Consider the following 15,506-nt stretch of genomic DNA (forward strand, 5'->3'; position numbering starts at 1 on the left):
AAATAAAACTACACTTCATCGGTTACAATGTATGGTAACCGATGAAGTGTAGTTTTTTAATCAATTAAATAATAAAACCTAAGTAACACGCTAGAAAACCTATTATAAATTGTAAACATGAATATGCTATAAATTGAACAGGTTTAAAATTGGGAGATAAGAAATTTACCAACTCATAGGACATAGTTGAAAACGTAGTTAATCCTCCAAGAAAACCAGTTACAAAAAACAAACTAAACCATTGCAAATGTAAGGAGAGACCTAAAACTAATCCTATAAGAAAACTACCAATGATATTAACAACTAAAGTTGCTATGGGTAGCGTAGTTGTCCATCGTTCTTTAGCGTAATCCGTTAACCAAGCTCTTACTACTGCACCTAATCCGCCACCAAACATGACTAATAAAACGTTAATCATGATGACTGACCTCCTACCTTAACGCCTAACCAGCATAGCAATATGCCACCTATATAACTTAATAAGCCATACATAAAAACTAAACCAAGCATGTGATGGTGAACCATTTTTACAAGTTCAAGTTGGAAAGTTGAAAAAGTAGTTAAAGCACCAAGTAAGCCAGTAGTTAATCCTTTTTTTATCATTGGGTTATCTTTAAACAATTTAATAGTAATCGTCGATAGTAATCCCATAAAAAATGCACCAATTAAATTTGCAATCAGTGTTCCGATAGGTAAAGCGGAACCGTTATTAATAAATGTGAGTGAATATCTTAATAATGCTCCAACCATACCACCAATTAAAACAAATATATATTGCATTACTTTCACCTATTCTTTATAAAATACATTTTTAATAAGTATTAAGTTTGCTATTTTTAAAAACTATTAGTAAATTAACCTAAATATTGAGATAAAATGCCAAATGTTTTTACTGAAGCATATATATGGAATAAAATAACGATTAAAATAATTATTGGCAATAATTTGCTAGCAACTCTGATCCAACCTCGACGATCCCCTAAGTGTTTAATCGATTTGTCTGAAAAGATAATTGAAGCAATTAGAATAATAACATTTACAATACTACAAGCAATAAGTAGGTATTTAACGGAAGTTATTTGTTGACTAAGTAATGGATTAAATGTATTAAAATATAAACTTATAATTAGTAATATTATTGAAATATAGAAGTATTTTTTTGATTTTGACATAATGTTCCTCCTGCATAATATCATCTAATCATATTACCATATTTCAACACTGTTGTAACAGTGCCGTGTTGAAGTTATATTTATTTTTCTAATAAAAGCAAAACATTAGCTAAGGTTGAATAAGAATGATATAAATAATTTATAATTATTTAATATAGCGAAGTAGTTCATACATCATATTAGGCAATAACAGATACATAAAATGCTAAGATTCCATAGTGATGGAACTTTACTATATTCGTAATATTTTTATCAGGAGGAAATTAATTATGACTAAACTTAATGTAGAAGTATTTGCAGATGGTGCGGATATTGAACAAATGAAAGCAGCATATAAAAATAAAGAGGTTGATGGATTTACAACTAATCCTAGTTTAATGGCAAAAGCTGGTGTAACAGACTATAAAGCTTTTGCAGAGGAAGCAGTACGCGAAATCCCAGATGCTTCTATTTCATTTGAGGTCTTTTCTGATGATTTAGAAACAATGGAGAAAGAAGCTGAAATTCTTAAACAATATGGTGATAATGTATTCGTAAAAATTCCAGTTGTTAACTCAAAAGGTGAATCTACAATTTCACTTATTAAAAAATTATCTGCTGATAATGTAAGACTAAATGTAACTGCAGTTTATACTATTGAACAAGTCAAAGAAATTACTGAAGCAGTAACAGCAGGCGTACCAACTTACATTTCAGTATTCGCTGGACGAATTGCTGATACAGGTGTCGATCCACTTCCATTAGTAAAAGAATCAGTTGAAGTTGCGCATAGCAAAGATGGTGTTAAATTATTATGGGCAAGCTGTCGTGAAACATTTAATGTTATTCAAGCTGATCAACTTGGTGTGGATATTATTACATGTCCAGCTGATGTCGTTAAGAAAGTTAATACAAATCTAGGTAGAGATATTAATGAATTATCAATAGATACTGTTCAAGGTTTTGCGAAAGATATAAAAAGTTCAGGTTTATCAATTTTATAAAATTTAATTTAAATTGAGGTATCAAGCTCTGTACAATCAAGGTTATGCTAACTAAATTGTCTAATTATAAGATAATTAGATAACAATCATTATCATAAATCTGATTTGTGCAGGGCGATTTTTATACATTTTTATAATAATTAACTTGTTTCTAATCTTAAATTTCGCTAAGCTTTATGAGAATTTGAAAAAAAGGAGCGCGACAACTAGAAATGAAACAAGTAGTCTTCGAACAAAAAGTAAAAAAACAGTTGTGGTTTTTAAATAAAAAAGAAAAGAATTTATTAGAAGAAAAGTTAAAAGAATATAGTCAAATTCAATCTGGAGAAAATGAAGCAAAGAAATATAATAAACCGGTTAAATTTGCCAATCATTTTTTGAAACAACATATATACAAAGAAAAAGAAGTATCTAGTTTAACTTTGCTTCTTCTGTTAATTGGTATGGTGTTACTATATGCGTTATTATTGGGGCTATTCTTAGCAGGCTTTATTACTAGTCTTACTGCGGTAAACTTCTTTATCAATCCTCAAGTTTCAATGCCAGTCATCAATGTTATCTTGATATTAATTGGGGCTATATTACTAGCATTAGTGAGTCTTTACTTAATAAAATCTGTCACAGCTTATTTTACTAAGAAATTATTAGAATATAAGTTTAACAAGTAACTTCGGATGTATATTTTTCTAAGAAATATATGTCGATTTATGCATTAAATGTAACAATAATGTACTTTCTTGCCATTTTTTATAAAGTAAAGTATAAGATTCATCGACTTTAAGTTGTACATTATTTTCAAACGTAACGATAGTTCCTTCAAGGTCAGAACATAAACCAATGATAGCAACAGCATTTATATAAAGTTGAAGTGGTGCCCGTTGTTGCTTGATAGGAAATAAAATAACATTATTAGAAATATATATAGGTACTAATTTATTAATAGCCAACAAACGCTTGCCAACTTTTAACTGTTGTGAATATGATTTGTTATGTTGCTCAAGATAATAAGTTAGTACCTTTTTTATTGGAAAAGGCAGAACCATTTCATACGACTTAAAACGACACTTTGTTTTGAGCGAACTACCAGTCAATGTTTGAATATATAATAATTGGTACGTATTATGTGGTAACAATTTAAACACCTTCGTGAACATAAGCGTGGAACTTTTTAATAGTAGAGGATTTATACTTTTTAATAGTTGAAATAGACATGTTCATTAATTTTGCAATTTCATATTGTTTATAACCTTGCATAAAATAATGGAACCACGTTAATTCATTATGATTGAGTAGTTGAGAGATATCTTTGCGGTAATGGATTAAGTTTTCGAAAGTAAAGCAATCATATGGGGAAATTTGAACTTCATCAGTACTTGTCGTTTCTGGGCTCAGGCTTTCTTTTCTAAAAATATCTATAAGATAAAATTTTAAACGTGTATAAAGAAAAGAAGATAGGCAAATGTTTGATGTACAATCATAACATTGAGATAATTCCCAGAATTTTATTAACAATAATTGATAAAATTCATCATAATTATACGTTATGTGATATTGTTTTAATAGATAATGAATAATTCTATGGTGTTTGATATATATTTCATCAAAATTCAATATAAATCATTGACGCTCCTTGTTTATGCGCATAAATGAATTTCCGGATAATTAAAATATAATCTTAAAAAGATGAATTATCATTTGCGTAATTTCATAAATAGGTGTTAAATAGTAAACATAGAATGACTAAACTAGCTAAAACATGTCTAAATTCTTGTCAAAGTAAAGAATATGACATTTATATAAGATGATACCTAACATTCGAAAATAAATAAGGCTTATAGCCAATCCAATACATGGGAGGTATAAATTTGGACTATGCACATTTAAATCTTGAGCATTTTTTTGCGAGAAACGATGATTTAGATATTATTAGAGATCGCTCAGAATTTGTAATGATTAATAATTTCACTAATGAAATGATGTATCGTGATGGTGAAATTGAAGGCACAATTGATTTAAATCAATATTACTATAAGAATAGATCACAGGCAGCGAGTTTCATTATGATGGACTATCGTAATGCAAATAAGTAAAACGTTCACTAACAAATGACTATTTAAGTAATGAAATTCTATTTATTTCATTACTTTTTATTTTGCAAAGTTTCATTTTGATTACTTTTATTTTATGAATATGTAACATTGCAATTATAAAATTGTTTAACGGTATTAATAATGTTAAACTTTATTATCATGAAAGACTTTTAATAAGATTACAACAATGACCTAAGAGGTGTGAATATGACGAAGCACAAAAAAGGCTCAATAATAGGCCTAGTGGGGCTACTGATTGTTTTAGTAGCAGCGGGTTTTGTCTTCTTTTCAATGATTTCTGACCAAATATTTTTTAAGAAAGTCAATGAAGAAGAAAGTGTAGAACATTTAAATGTCACACTTGATAAGGCTGCAGAAAAACAAATTGATAACTACACAAGTCAACAAGTTTCAAATAAAAATAATACAGCTTGGCGAGATGCTTCATCGAGCGAAATTAAAGCTGCAATGGATAGTAGCAAATTTATCGATAATGACAAGCAAAAATATCAATTCTTAGATTTATCTAAATATCAAGGTATTGATGAAAATCGTATTAAACGTATGTTGTTTGATAGACCTACACTATTAAAGCATACCGACGCATTTATCAGTGCAGCTAAAGAAAAACATGTAAACGAAGTATACTTAATTTCACATGCATTATTAGAAACTGGTTCAGTAAAAAGTGATTTAGCTAATGGTGTTGAAATAGATGGAAAAAAATATTATAACTTCTATGGTGTAGGTGCACTAGATAGCGACCCAATTAAAACGGGTGCTGAATATGCTAAAAAACATGGATGGGATACGCCTGATAAAGCTATTAAAGGTGGGGCTGACTTTATCCATCGTCATTTCCTATCACATAATGATCAAAACACATTATATAGCATGAGATGGAATCCTAAAAATCCTGGTGAACATCAATACGCTACAGACATTAAGTGGGCAGAAAGTAATGCTGAAATTATTTCAGATTTCTATAAAGAAATGAAAACAGAAGGTAAATACTTTAAACTTTATGTTTACAAGGACGATAATAAACATCAGAAATAATTAAAAAAACCCAATCTCCATAAATATGAGTGGAGATTGGGTTTTCTGTGTCTTATACTATTATTCCGCTTTATTTTTTCTGCTTAACCAAGTAAAAGCTATAACAAAAACGAGAGCGACTTTCAGTAAAAATTTCATTGACTTCACCTCAATACAAAGATTTTAACATATAATTTCATGGTTAAAAGTAATAAGGGGTGGCAATAGTGTCAATGAGTATAAATCATTTTAACGATATGAACTTATTGATATAATACTATAATAATCTATAAAAATTTGAGAAGATTTGAAGGATGATGTTAAACATGCGAGTTGCAATAATTGGAATGGGGACGGCTGGTGTAAGTGTTTTAAGACAACTAGTAAAACATGATAATTTTAAAAACTTAAAAGTTGATGTTTATGATAATGAAAAGAATATGGGGCAAGGTGTACCTTTTCAAAATGATAGTAGTCAGTTATTAATTAATTTACCTACTAAAAATATGAGTTTGAATTTAGATGATGATGAAGAATTTTGGAAATGGTACCAGGCACAAGCTACATTTAAATTTGAAAACCCAACTTATTTACCTCGATTTGTTTTCGGTCACTACATGAAGTCCTATTTATCAACGTATGAAATGAAGTACGATAATTTATCCGTGATAAATAAGCCAGTACATGAAATTTTTACAAATTCAGAAATAGATGAAACAACTATCAAATACTTTGTGTGTACATCAGAAGATATGAAAGAATGGAAGGCATATGATTATATTTTTCTTACTGTTGGCACCTTTGCATACCATGATCCATATCATTTAAAAGGTAAGAAAGGATACATACAAAATCCTTATCCTACATATAATACGCTAGATGACGTGTCTCAAGATGATGATATTGCTATTATAGGAACAGGGTTAGCTAGCTTGGATGTTGTGCGCTATGTGGCTACTCATCATCCTAAATTACCAATTACAATGACGAGTCGCTCAGCAAATTTACCTAGTGTTAGAGGGAATATGAAAGCGACAAACTTTAAACATTTAACAAAATCAAAATTTAATGAAGTAAAGACACAACATTATGGCAATATGCCTTTACAAGTTGCTTTTGATTTGTTTAAAGCTGAATGTAAGGATTATCAAATTGATCTTGAAAAGATGGTTTATCGACGTACAGGTGATACAATTCGTGACTTACAATATGATTTAGAGCATCCAGATGAGTTAGGTGTATTTCAAAGTCTTATTGAAAATGTTAAAGAGAACTTAAATTGGATATGGAATAGTTTAAGTCGTGAAGATCAAAAAGAATTTGATAGACGTTTCACAAAAATCATTCAACTGAACTCTAATCCAATGCCACCACGTACGGCTAAACTTGTCATTGAGCTTATTAAAAATAAATCTTTAATCGTTAAAGCGGGATTAGAAGATATTAAATATAAAGATAATTGTTTCAATTTAAAATTTAAAGATGATAGTACAATTTATCCGCACCATGTCATTATTAATTCAACAGGCTCTAAAACGCATTTATCAGATTTAGATGAAGATGATCAACTTATTCTTAACTTAGAAAACCGACAAATCGTCCAATCTCATCCAATGGGAGGGATTCAAATTATTCCCGAAACTAACCAAGTTATTAGCCCACGATATGGAACATTAAATAACATGATTGCTATAGGTCAGGTTACAAATGGGGTTAATAAGCTTCGGAATGGCGTTAAAATGATAGTTGATCAAGCAGTCAATGCAGTTGAATATATGTATGAAGTACAAAGCCAATTCGATCACATCGATGGCGATGAATAGATGTTTTTACCCATATTTTAATAAAATGCACATTTAGTGTCTTAGTTTATTTATCTGTGTTTTACTTGATTGTAATTTTCAAAAATTAAGCGTATGATAATTCTTGTAGTAGCTAAACTACATTAACTCAGTAGTATTCACAATTTCATAATAATTCTTTCGGGGCAGGGTGAAATTCCCAACCGGCAGTATATTAAGCCTGCGACCTGCCAAAGATTATTTTAAATCTTTGGTGGCTGATCTAGTTAGATTCTAGAGCCGACAGTTAAAGTCTGGATGGGAGAAAGAATGAAGACGTCTTATTTTTAAATCGGCGTTTATTAAGCATATGCATTTAGTGAAATAGATATGCTTATTTGAATATATGTAATCTCCCTATGCCCTAGTTACAATAACTAAGGTGTAGGGATTTTTTATATAATGAGGTGATGAATTGAGTTATTTTATGAAATATGCCATACAACTTGCACAAATGGTAGAAGGCCAAACAGGAATTAACCCACCAGTTGGTGCAGTTGTAGTTAAAAATGGTCGGATAGTTGGACTTGGTGCTCACTTAAGACAAGGTGACAAGCATGCTGAGGTTCAAGCATTAGATATGGCTAAAGATTTAGCACAAGGCGGTACAATTTATATTTCGCTCGAACCATGCACGCATTATGGGTCAACACCACCATGCGTTAATAAAATTATCGAATGTGGACTTAGTAAAGTAATCTATGCTGTGAAAGATTCCACGTTACCGTCAGAAGGTGACGCGATTTTACAAAAAGCAGGAATCGATGTTGAGTATCAACACTCTGATGAAGCATACCAATTATATAAAGACTTTTTCAGAGCAAAAAATCAACATATACCTGAAATTACGATGAAGGTATCTGTATCACTTGATGGTAAGCAAGCCACAGACTATGGCCAAAGTCAGTGGATAACGAATAAAGAAGTTAAACAGGATGTATATCATCTTAGACATACGCATGATGCTGTATTGACGGGTAGAGGTACTTTAGATGCGGATAACCCACAATATACGACACGTATGATTGATGGTAAAAATCCGGCACGCATTATTTTATCCAAAAGTGGTCATATTGATTTTACTAAACAACTGTTTCAAGATAATTTAAGTGAAATTATCATTTACACACAAGATGCTACTCTTAAAAGTCCACACGACAACGTTAAAATTGTATTTTTTGAACATTGTTCACTAGACAATATATTAAATGATATATATAAGAGAGGCTTCGGCAAACTATTAATTGAAGCGGGCCCTCAAATTACATCAGAATTTCTCCAATCTAATTATGTAACCCATCTTATTATTTATTACGCCCCGAAATTAATAGGTGGTTCAGGTAAAAATCAATTCTATCAAACGAATGATGTTATAGACTTGAATGACACTACGCAATTTGAAATTATTTCTACCGAGTTAATTAATCAAAATTTAAAAATGACTTTGCGAAAGAAGTGAATACACATGTTTACAGGTATCGTCGAAGAAATAGGTACTGTAAAAAATATTCGCACTCAACAATCTGTTAGAACATTAGATATTGCTTGTCATAACATTTTAGAAGATATACATATCGGTGATTCTATCAGTGTGAACGGTGCGTGTTTAACGGTCATCGATTTTCAAAGTAGTTACTTTACAGTACAAGTAATTAAAGGTACTGAAGATAAGACCTATCTATCTCATATTAAACAAAATGATGAAGTGAACTTAGAGCGAGCAATGCTAGGGAAAGGGCGATTTGGCGGACATTTCGTATTAGGACATGTTGATGATAAAGGAGTTATCACACAAGTAAATGAAACAGCTAACTCAAGGATTATAACCATAAAAGCATCGCAAAATATTCTTAAGCAGATGGTGAAACAAGGTTCAATTACTGTTGATGGTGTGAGCTTAACCGTATTTGATTTACGCAATGACAGTTTTGATATTCATTTAATTCCCGAGACGAGACGTTCAACTATACTTTCCTCTAAAAAAATTGGCGATAATGTTCATTTAGAAACAGACGTATTGTTCAAATATGTAGAAAATATTGTAGGTAGAAATAATTCAGAGTTAACCATGGATAAACTAAAAGCATTTGGTTTCTAGGAGGCGTATTTAAATGAAATTTGACGCAATTGAAGATGCAATAGAAGCATTAAAAAGTGGTAGTAGCATTATAGTTGTAGATGATGAAAATCGTGAAAATGAGGGTGATTTAGTTGCCATCACTCAATGGATGAATGATAATACGATAAACTTTATGGCTCAAGAGGGCAGAGGACTTATTTGTTCACCAATTAGTAGTAAAATTGCGAAACGATTAGATTTAATGCCTATGGTAGACCATAATACAGATGGTTATGGAACAAATTTTACTGTAAGTATCGATCACGTAACGACAACAACAGGAATTAGTGCCTTTGACCGTATGGCTACTGCACGAGCACTGATCAATTCTCAATCAACGCATGATAGCTTTCATAGACCAGGTCACATGTTTCCGTTAATTGCTAAAGATAAAGGTGTACTTGAACGTAAAGGTCATACTGAAGCAGCCGTAGATTTGGCAAGACTAACTGGTGCAGAACCAGCAGGTGTTATATGTGAAATTATGAATGATGATGGCACTATGGCGAAAGGTGACGCATTACAACAATTTAAAGATAAACATGGTTTGAAGATGATTACAATTGAAAGTTTAGTTAATTATCGTAAGCGTAATATTTCAGAAGTTGAATTAAAAGCTCATGTTAAAATGCCTACTGATTATGGTGCATTTGAAATGTATGGATTTGAATCAGAGTATACGGATGAAGAGATTGTTGTTCTTGCTAAAGGTAAACCTCGTGCAACTGAAAACGTAAGAATACATTCAGCATGTTTAACAGGTGATATTTTTCATAGTCAACGATGTGATTGTGGCGCTCAACTCGAAGCAGCTATGCAGTACATTAATAATCGGGGTGGCTTAATTATATATCTTCCACAAGAAGGAAGAGGTATTGGTTTAATTAATAAATTAAGAGCTTATGAATTAATAGAACAAGGTCATGATACTGTCACTGCTAATTTAGCATTAGGTTTTGATGAAGATTTAAGAGATTATCATATTGCAGCTCAAATTTTAAAATATTTTAACGTACAACAAGTTAACTTATTAAGTAACAATCCGAAGAAATTTGAAGGATTATCAGAGTATGGTATCAAAGTGGCAGACCGTACAGAAATTATTGTACCGGAAACGCCACATAATCATGATTATATGACAACGAAAAAAGAAAAAATGGGACATTTAATATAGGAGGTTTTCATTATGAATTTTGAAGGTAAATTAGTAGGTACGGATTTAAAAATAGCAGTTGTAGTTAGTAGATTTAATGATTTTATTACGAACAGATTATTAGATGGTGCTAAAGATACATTAATTAGACATGGTGTTGACGAAAATAATATAGATGTTGCCTATGTACCAGGTGCATTTGAAATTCCACTCGTTGCTAAAAAATTAGCTCAAAAAGATGATTATGATGCTGTTATCACATTAGGCTGTGTTATTAGAGGTGCAACTACGCATTATGATTATGTATGTAACGAGGTTGCAAAAGGGGTATCTAAAGCTAACGATGCGACAGACACACCTGTTATTTTTGGTGTAGTAACTACAGAAAGTATCGAGCAAGCAGTTGAAAGAGCAGGTACAAAAGCAGGAAATAAAGGTGCCGATGCAGCTGTTAGTGCAATTGAAATGGCCAATTTACTAAATCAATTTTAAAATATATGATTAAGCCTTGGACATTTATTTACTAACGTGTCCATGGCTTCTTATGTTTAATTAAAATTTATAGCAATCATTCAATTTGATTCGGCAATCATTTGGTAAAATGATGGATCGGTAGATTTATTATCTATTTTTTAATTTTCTAATTCCAGAAATGAAGCTAATGGCACCAATACCAAGTGCACTAAAGATACCTACTTTTTTAAGTGTTTCAGTTGAAACAAATTCTTGATACGCAAGCGCTAAGTTTTGAGGACGTTCAGCTAATCTACGCATAAAGTAACCAAACCAATCGTTACCATATGGTACGTATATAGTGAAATGATAACCTTGACGTGCGATATCGACTGCTAAATCACTTCGGAAACCATATAGCATTTGAAACTCGAAGTCGTCTTTACTTATATTATTATCTTTAACAAACTGTTTAACGTGATTTATAATTTTATCATCATGTGTTGCAATTGATGTGAAATTTTTGGCGTTTAACAAACGTTTTTCAATAATTTTTATGTAATTTGCATCGATTTCTTCTTTTGTTTGATAGGCAATCGTTTCATCTTCTTTATAAGCACCTTTAACTAGACGTAATCTCAAATTAGGGTATTCTTCAATTAAATCTACGGCATCATAAAGATAAGCTTGGATAACTGTACCTACATTTCTAAATTCACCTTTTAATCGACCCAGCACTTCTCTGATTTGTTGTAAACTGTCATATTTTTCAGTATCTATATTAATATGCATATTATTAAATTCATTTGCTTTTAATAATATTTCTCTTAAATTTTCATAAGCTAACTCAGTATCGAACACGCCACCTAAAGAACTTAATTTTACTGACATGTGAGCATCTACATTATAATCTTTTATCGCTTGCATAACCTCTAAGATTTCATTCTTAGCTTGAGTTGCTTCCGCTTCAGTACCTACAAATTCACCTAAATTATCTACTGTAACAGCAATATTATAATCGTTTAGACGTTCTATTGTATCTACTAATTGCTCAATCGTATTTCCTGCAACAACTTTATTTGCACCTAGTTTTGGCCCAACTTTTTTAGCAGTTTCATTTAAATATGAGCTATTAGATAATGCTATAAAAAAATTTTTGAAAAGTGACATATACGATTCCTCCATATTACATAAAACTAAGTATTTATTAGTATTTTAGCATGAATAATTATTCGTAGAAAGCGCTTTCATATTCATTACGATGATTTCTAAAGTATAATTACAATATTAGGTACTTTATGGTACTAAATTTTCAAAAAAATCAGTAAAAAGAACGTAGCACATTAACACCAACATAAGCTTATTATCTGATATAATACTTGTGATGAAATATAAGTAAGAAGGGATTAATACATATGTGGAAGTGGGAAACGGAACAGGATGCTAAAGGTGTCGTAGTTATTGCGCACAATATCTTAGAACATACGGGACGATATGCGTATGTGATAACAATGCTCAGACGCAACGGCTATCATGTCATAATGGGAGATTTACCTGGACAAGGTCAAACATCTCGTGCGAATAAAGGTCAACTTGAGAATTTCGAAGTATATCATGAGACGTTAATCGAATGGGTAAGGCTAGCGAATGAGTATAAATTACCGACTTTTGTTATGGGGGTAGGTCTAGGCGGTTTAATATTATTAAATGTGCTTGAAAAAAATGAGCTACCTATCGAAGGTATGTTATTACTCTCACCAATGCTTGAATTGAAAAGAAATAATAAAACTCGTAAAAATATGTTTATCTCTAATATTGGCAAAAGTTCTAAAGAAACACGATTTAAACTTGGTGTAGAATATAGTGATTTGACTCGCAATGATGAGGTTATTGAAGAAACAAATAATGATGGGTTAATGTTAAAAAAAGTAACTTACAAATGGTATAACATTGTGTTAGAAACGATGAAAGAAACTTTAGATCACATAAAAGATATTCATCCGATACCTACATTACTTATGTATGGAACAGAAGATCGCTTATTAGATATACAATCATTTTCAGAATTAAAAACGCAACTTCCCACGACTGAATTTTATTTCAAAGCATGGCAAGGGCTTTATCATGAAATTCAAAATGAGCCTGAACGAGATCAAGTTATGCGATATGTATTAACATTTTTAAATAATAGTGTGAATACAATGGGCTTTATCGTTAAAGAAGAGGAAATTGAAGATATATAAAATAAAATTATTTTAGATAATCCACATAAATGTGCGCATCTATTCGCTTATTTGAGTAGTGTATTTAAAGCAGCACATTAATTGTATGTGGATTATCTTTTTTTATTTTTTAAAAGTTTTAATTATTAATTATTTCGAATTTAAGTTGATTAACCAATTTTAAATTGGTATATTTTAATGGGATAAACATATAAAATTAAATTGTAATTGTATATTAATAAAATTAAAAATTGTTATACTGAGAGGAGATTGAATTAAATTATTAAATTAACTTATTAAATTTTGGGTGATAGGTTAATGGTGCCAAGATATTATAAATAATTTAATTACTTTCAATGCAATTGGGTAAATATATATTAATGATGATTTAAATTTATATATTAAGGGAATATATCATGGAGGAGGCACAACATGAGTAATCAAGCTAGTGAGAATGTCGAAATGATTTTGCTATTAGAGGAAGTATGTAAGGAGATTAATTCCGTTTTTAAAGTCATTTATGAAACCTATGATTTGACGAAAGAGGAAGTTTTAATTCTTTTAACTCTATGGGACAAAGGTTCTATGACTTTAAAAGAAATGGATAGTTACGTCTATATCAAGTCTTATAAACGTACTCGTACATATAATAAATTAGTTCAATCTGAATGGATATATAAAGAAAGACCATTAGATGATGAACGCACAGTAATTATCCATTTTAATGAAGAGAAAACGGAACTTAAAAATGAATTATTAGACTTTATTACTAATACCATTAAAAAAAGATATCAAATTCTTGAAAATAGTTTAAATTCGTTAATGCGCGTTTAAATATTTCAGACAAAAGATTATTAAAAACCACTCAATGATTAACTATACATTGAGTGGTTTTCTTATAGATAAAGAAGTTAACGTTTTTCTATCGCACATATAAAGGGTGCATGATTAATTTGATTAATAAATTCATATTTCAGAATATGTGCTTTACTTTGATCAAATTGTTCTAAATAATCTAAGATTACATCACGCTCAATTTGTCCTGCTGTATGACCATGATATATCACTAAGACTATGATACCTTCAACGTTGAGATAATCAAAGATGTTTTCAATCGCTTTAATTGTAGTTTTGGGTTTTGTAACAATACTTTTATCGCCTTTTGGAAGATAACCTAGATTAAATATTGCTGCATCAACATTTTTCACACCCAATAATTTTAAATGATTCGCAATAGTTTCATGACCATCATGAATAAGTGTTACATTTTGATAATCTTTCACTTTTTGAGTCGTGTTTTCAATTGCAGTTTTTTGAATATCGAATCCATAAACGTGACCATTTGGCACATTTTGAGCTAAGAATAACGTATCATTACCATTACCACAAGTAGCATCTATAACATTACTTTCTGAATTAATATGACTCGTAATTAATGTTTTTGAAAAGGGGAGAATACGTTCTAATTTCATGACTTAACCTTAGATTCAGTAGTATAGTGTTTACCTTGGTATGATTCACGACGTGCTAATTCATTATCAATTTCATTTAAAACTTCCCATTTGTTAACACTCCACATTGGACCTACCATTAAATCGATAGGACCATCGCCCGTAATTCGATGAATAATCATTTCTGGTGGCAAAATTTCTAATTGATCACAGACTAAATTGGTATAATCTTCTTGAGACATGAATTCGAGCATACCTTTTTCATATTGTTTAACCATAGGTGTTCCTTTTAATAAATGAAGTAGATGAATCTTAATACCTTGAACTTCCATTTGTGAAACTTCTCTTGCTGTTTCCATCATCATATTGTAGTCTTCACCAGGCAAACCATTAATAATATGTGTACATACATTAATATTATGCTTTCTTAATTTAGCAACACCTTCATAATATGTTTGCATATCATGTGCACGATTGATTAAATCCGAGGTTTCTTGATGTACAGTTTGTAAGCCCAGTTCAACCCATAGATATGTCCGTTCATTTAATTCGGCTAAATAGTCTACAACATCATCCGGTAAACAATCTGGACGCGTAGCTATTGATAAACCAACAACGCCTTCTTCTTTTAATACAGGTTCGTACTTTTCTTTTAGTACTTCAACTGGAGCGTGAGTGTTGGTAAAAGCTTGAAAATAAGCGATATATTTGCCTTCGCTCCATTTTTCATGCATTCTATTTTTTATTTGTTGAAATTGTACTTCTATTGGATCAGCTCTGTTTCCTGCGAAATCACCACTGCCTGCAGCTGAACAGAATGTACAACCACCGTGAGCAACAGTACCGTCACGATTAGGGCAGTCAAAACCTCCATCTAAAGCAACTTTAAAAATTTTTTGACCAAATCTATTTTTTAAATGGTAATTCCATGTATGGTATCGTTTATTTTCAAAGGCATACGGGAAATAGTTACCCATAACACAT

19 protein-coding genes and 1 riboswitch are annotated in these 15,506 nt (G+C 30.9%); of the genes, 11 read left to right on the forward strand and 8 right to left on the reverse strand.

The features are described from left to right. Window positions 1–64: 64 nt before the first annotated feature. The 3 genes from HYI43_05270 to HYI43_05280 form a co-directional block, all read right to left on the reverse strand. Window positions 65–418 (reverse strand): CrcB family protein, encoded by a 354-nt coding sequence (locus tag HYI43_05270; GenBank protein UDI77971.1) that lies wholly within the window; start codon window positions 416–418, stop codon window positions 65–67. Next, a complete protein-coding gene (gene crcB / locus HYI43_05275) occupies window positions 415–780 on the reverse strand; it encodes a fluoride efflux transporter CrcB (GenBank protein ID UDI77972.1) in 366 nt (121 codons plus the stop codon). Before crcB ends, HYI43_05270 begins: the two co-directional genes overlap by 4 nt. A 74-nt stretch (window positions 781–854) precedes the next feature. Then, window positions 855–1,172, reverse strand: coding sequence for a hypothetical protein (locus tag HYI43_05280; GenBank protein UDI77973.1), 318 nt, complete (start codon window positions 1,170–1,172; stop codon window positions 855–857). 269 nt (window positions 1,173–1,441) lie between these two features. Between HYI43_05280 and HYI43_05285 the strand changes: the two genes are divergently transcribed. Continuing rightward, window positions 1,442–2,155, forward strand: a complete 714-nt coding sequence (locus HYI43_05285; GenBank protein ID UDI77974.1) for a transaldolase — start codon at window positions 1,442–1,444, stop codon at window positions 2,153–2,155. 212 nt (window positions 2,156–2,367) lie between these two features. Then, window positions 2,368–2,823, forward strand: a complete 456-nt coding sequence (locus tag HYI43_05290; GenBank protein ID UDI77975.1) for a hypothetical protein — start codon at window positions 2,368–2,370, stop codon at window positions 2,821–2,823. Window positions 2,824–2,841: 18 nt separating this feature from the next. Here HYI43_05290 and HYI43_05295 read toward each other — a convergent pair whose 3' ends face one another. Both HYI43_05295 and HYI43_05300 read right to left on the reverse strand, forming a co-directional pair. Beyond that, the gene (locus tag HYI43_05295; GenBank protein UDI77976.1) at window positions 2,842–3,288 is read right to left on the reverse strand and encodes a competence protein ComK; all 447 of its coding nucleotides are present in this window, start codon (window positions 3,286–3,288) and stop codon (window positions 2,842–2,844) included. Between the two features lies 1 nt (window position 3,289). Then, window positions 3,290–3,766, reverse strand: a complete 477-nt coding sequence (locus HYI43_05300) for a sigma-70 family RNA polymerase sigma factor (protein UDI77977.1) — start codon at window positions 3,764–3,766, stop codon at window positions 3,290–3,292. A 254-nt stretch (window positions 3,767–4,020) separates the two neighbouring features. Here HYI43_05300 and HYI43_05305 point away from each other — a divergent pair, with 254 nt between their 5' ends. The 7 genes from HYI43_05305 to HYI43_05335 all read left to right on the forward strand — a co-directional run bounded on the left by HYI43_05305 (window position 4,021) and on the right by HYI43_05335 (window position 10,888). After that, on the forward strand, window positions 4,021–4,245 hold the full coding sequence (locus HYI43_05305) for a hypothetical protein (GenBank protein UDI77978.1): 225 nt from the start codon (window positions 4,021–4,023) through the stop codon (window positions 4,243–4,245). A 207-nt stretch (window positions 4,246–4,452) separates the two neighbouring features. Further along, window positions 4,453–5,304, forward strand: coding sequence for an N-acetylglucosaminidase (locus HYI43_05310; protein ID UDI77979.1), 852 nt, complete (start codon window positions 4,453–4,455; stop codon window positions 5,302–5,304). A 305-nt stretch (window positions 5,305–5,609) separates the two neighbouring features. Beyond that, on the forward strand, window positions 5,610–7,106 hold the full coding sequence (locus HYI43_05315) for an FAD/NAD(P)-binding protein (protein ID UDI77980.1): 1,497 nt from the start codon (window positions 5,610–5,612) through the stop codon (window positions 7,104–7,106). Window positions 7,107–7,257: 151 nt separating this feature from the next. After that, window positions 7,258–7,398, forward strand: a riboswitch (FMN riboswitch). A 141-nt stretch (window positions 7,399–7,539) separates the two neighbouring features. After that, complete coding sequence (gene ribD / locus HYI43_05320) at window positions 7,540–8,583, forward strand: bifunctional diaminohydroxyphosphoribosylaminopyrimidine deaminase/5-amino-6-(5-phosphoribosylamino)uracil reductase RibD (protein UDI77981.1); 1,044 nt, start codon at window positions 7,540–7,542, stop codon at window positions 8,581–8,583. A gap of 6 nt (window positions 8,584–8,589) precedes the next feature. Next, complete coding sequence (locus tag HYI43_05325; GenBank protein ID UDI77982.1) at window positions 8,590–9,222, forward strand: riboflavin synthase; 633 nt, start codon at window positions 8,590–8,592, stop codon at window positions 9,220–9,222. Window positions 9,223–9,235: 13 nt separating this feature from the next. Then, on the forward strand, window positions 9,236–10,417 hold the full coding sequence (ribB, locus tag HYI43_05330; protein ID UDI77983.1) for a 3,4-dihydroxy-2-butanone-4-phosphate synthase: 1,182 nt from the start codon (window positions 9,236–9,238) through the stop codon (window positions 10,415–10,417). Window positions 10,418–10,429: 12 nt separating this feature from the next. Continuing rightward, entirely contained in the window at window positions 10,430–10,888 is a 459-nt protein-coding gene (locus tag HYI43_05335) for a 6,7-dimethyl-8-ribityllumazine synthase (protein UDI77984.1), read from the forward strand. Between the two features lie 129 nt (window positions 10,889–11,017). Here HYI43_05335 and HYI43_05340 read toward each other — a convergent pair whose 3' ends face one another. Next, window positions 11,018–12,019, reverse strand: a complete 1,002-nt coding sequence (locus HYI43_05340) for a proline dehydrogenase (GenBank protein UDI77985.1) — start codon at window positions 12,017–12,019, stop codon at window positions 11,018–11,020. A gap of 245 nt (window positions 12,020–12,264) precedes the next feature. Between HYI43_05340 and HYI43_05345 the strand changes: the two genes are divergently transcribed. Both HYI43_05345 and HYI43_05350 read left to right on the forward strand, forming a co-directional pair. Further along, on the forward strand, window positions 12,265–13,092 hold the full coding sequence (locus HYI43_05345; protein UDI77986.1) for an alpha/beta hydrolase: 828 nt from the start codon (window positions 12,265–12,267) through the stop codon (window positions 13,090–13,092). Between the two features lie 411 nt (window positions 13,093–13,503). Then, entirely contained in the window at window positions 13,504–13,905 is a 402-nt protein-coding gene (locus HYI43_05350; GenBank protein UDI77987.1) for a MarR family transcriptional regulator, read from the forward strand. Window positions 13,906–13,982: 77 nt separating this feature from the next. Here HYI43_05350 and HYI43_05355 read toward each other — a convergent pair whose 3' ends face one another. Both HYI43_05355 and HYI43_05360 read right to left on the reverse strand, forming a co-directional pair. Next, window positions 13,983–14,543 (reverse strand): class I SAM-dependent methyltransferase, encoded by a 561-nt coding sequence (locus tag HYI43_05355; protein UDI77988.1) that lies wholly within the window; start codon window positions 14,541–14,543, stop codon window positions 13,983–13,985. Next, complete coding sequence (locus HYI43_05360; GenBank protein UDI77989.1) at window positions 14,540–15,499, reverse strand: TIGR01212 family radical SAM protein; 960 nt, start codon at window positions 15,497–15,499, stop codon at window positions 14,540–14,542. The genes HYI43_05355 and HYI43_05360 overlap by 4 nt, the downstream gene beginning before the upstream one ends. Between the last annotated feature and the right edge of the window lie 7 nt (window positions 15,500–15,506).

The organism is Staphylococcus taiwanensis, from assembly GCA_020544305.1.
In the GTDB taxonomy this organism is placed as follows: domain Bacteria; phylum Bacillota; class Bacilli; order Staphylococcales; family Staphylococcaceae; genus Staphylococcus; species Staphylococcus taiwanensis.

What these genes read in the sequence shown, in the direction of transcription:
- HYI43_05270 (UDI77971.1), bottom strand. Translation starts at nt 418, where the DNA reads ATGATTAACGTTTTATTAGTCATGTTTGGTGGCGGATTAGGTGCAGTA.
- crcB (UDI77972.1), bottom strand. Translation starts at nt 780, where the DNA reads ATGCAATATATATTTGTTTTAATTGGTGGTATGGTTGGAGCATTATTA.
- HYI43_05280 (UDI77973.1), bottom strand. Translation starts at nt 1,172, where the DNA reads ATGTCAAAATCAAAAAAATACTTCTATATTTCAATAATATTACTAATT.
- HYI43_05285 (UDI77974.1), top strand. Translation starts at nt 1,442, where the DNA reads ATGACTAAACTTAATGTAGAAGTATTTGCAGATGGTGCGGATATTGAA.
- HYI43_05290 (UDI77975.1), top strand. Translation starts at nt 2,368, where the DNA reads ATGAAACAAGTAGTCTTCGAACAAAAAGTAAAAAAACAGTTGTGGTTT.
- HYI43_05310 (UDI77979.1), top strand. Translation starts at nt 4,453, where the DNA reads ATGACGAAGCACAAAAAAGGCTCAATAATAGGCCTAGTGGGGCTACTG.
- HYI43_05315 (UDI77980.1), top strand. Translation starts at nt 5,610, where the DNA reads ATGCGAGTTGCAATAATTGGAATGGGGACGGCTGGTGTAAGTGTTTTA.
- HYI43_05325 (UDI77982.1), top strand. Translation starts at nt 8,590, where the DNA reads ATGTTTACAGGTATCGTCGAAGAAATAGGTACTGTAAAAAATATTCGC.
- ribB (UDI77983.1), top strand. Translation starts at nt 9,236, where the DNA reads ATGAAATTTGACGCAATTGAAGATGCAATAGAAGCATTAAAAAGTGGT.
- HYI43_05335 (UDI77984.1), top strand. Translation starts at nt 10,430, where the DNA reads ATGAATTTTGAAGGTAAATTAGTAGGTACGGATTTAAAAATAGCAGTT.
- HYI43_05340 (UDI77985.1), bottom strand. Translation starts at nt 12,019, where the DNA reads ATGTCACTTTTCAAAAATTTTTTTATAGCATTATCTAATAGCTCATAT.
- HYI43_05345 (UDI77986.1), top strand. Translation starts at nt 12,265, where the DNA reads ATGTGGAAGTGGGAAACGGAACAGGATGCTAAAGGTGTCGTAGTTATT.
- HYI43_05350 (UDI77987.1), top strand. Translation starts at nt 13,504, where the DNA reads ATGAGTAATCAAGCTAGTGAGAATGTCGAAATGATTTTGCTATTAGAG.
- HYI43_05355 (UDI77988.1), bottom strand. Translation starts at nt 14,543, where the DNA reads ATGAAATTAGAACGTATTCTCCCCTTTTCAAAAACATTAATTACGAGT.
- HYI43_05360 (UDI77989.1), bottom strand. Translation starts at nt 15,499, where the DNA reads ATGGGTAACTATTTCCCGTATGCCTTTGAAAATAAACGATACCATACA.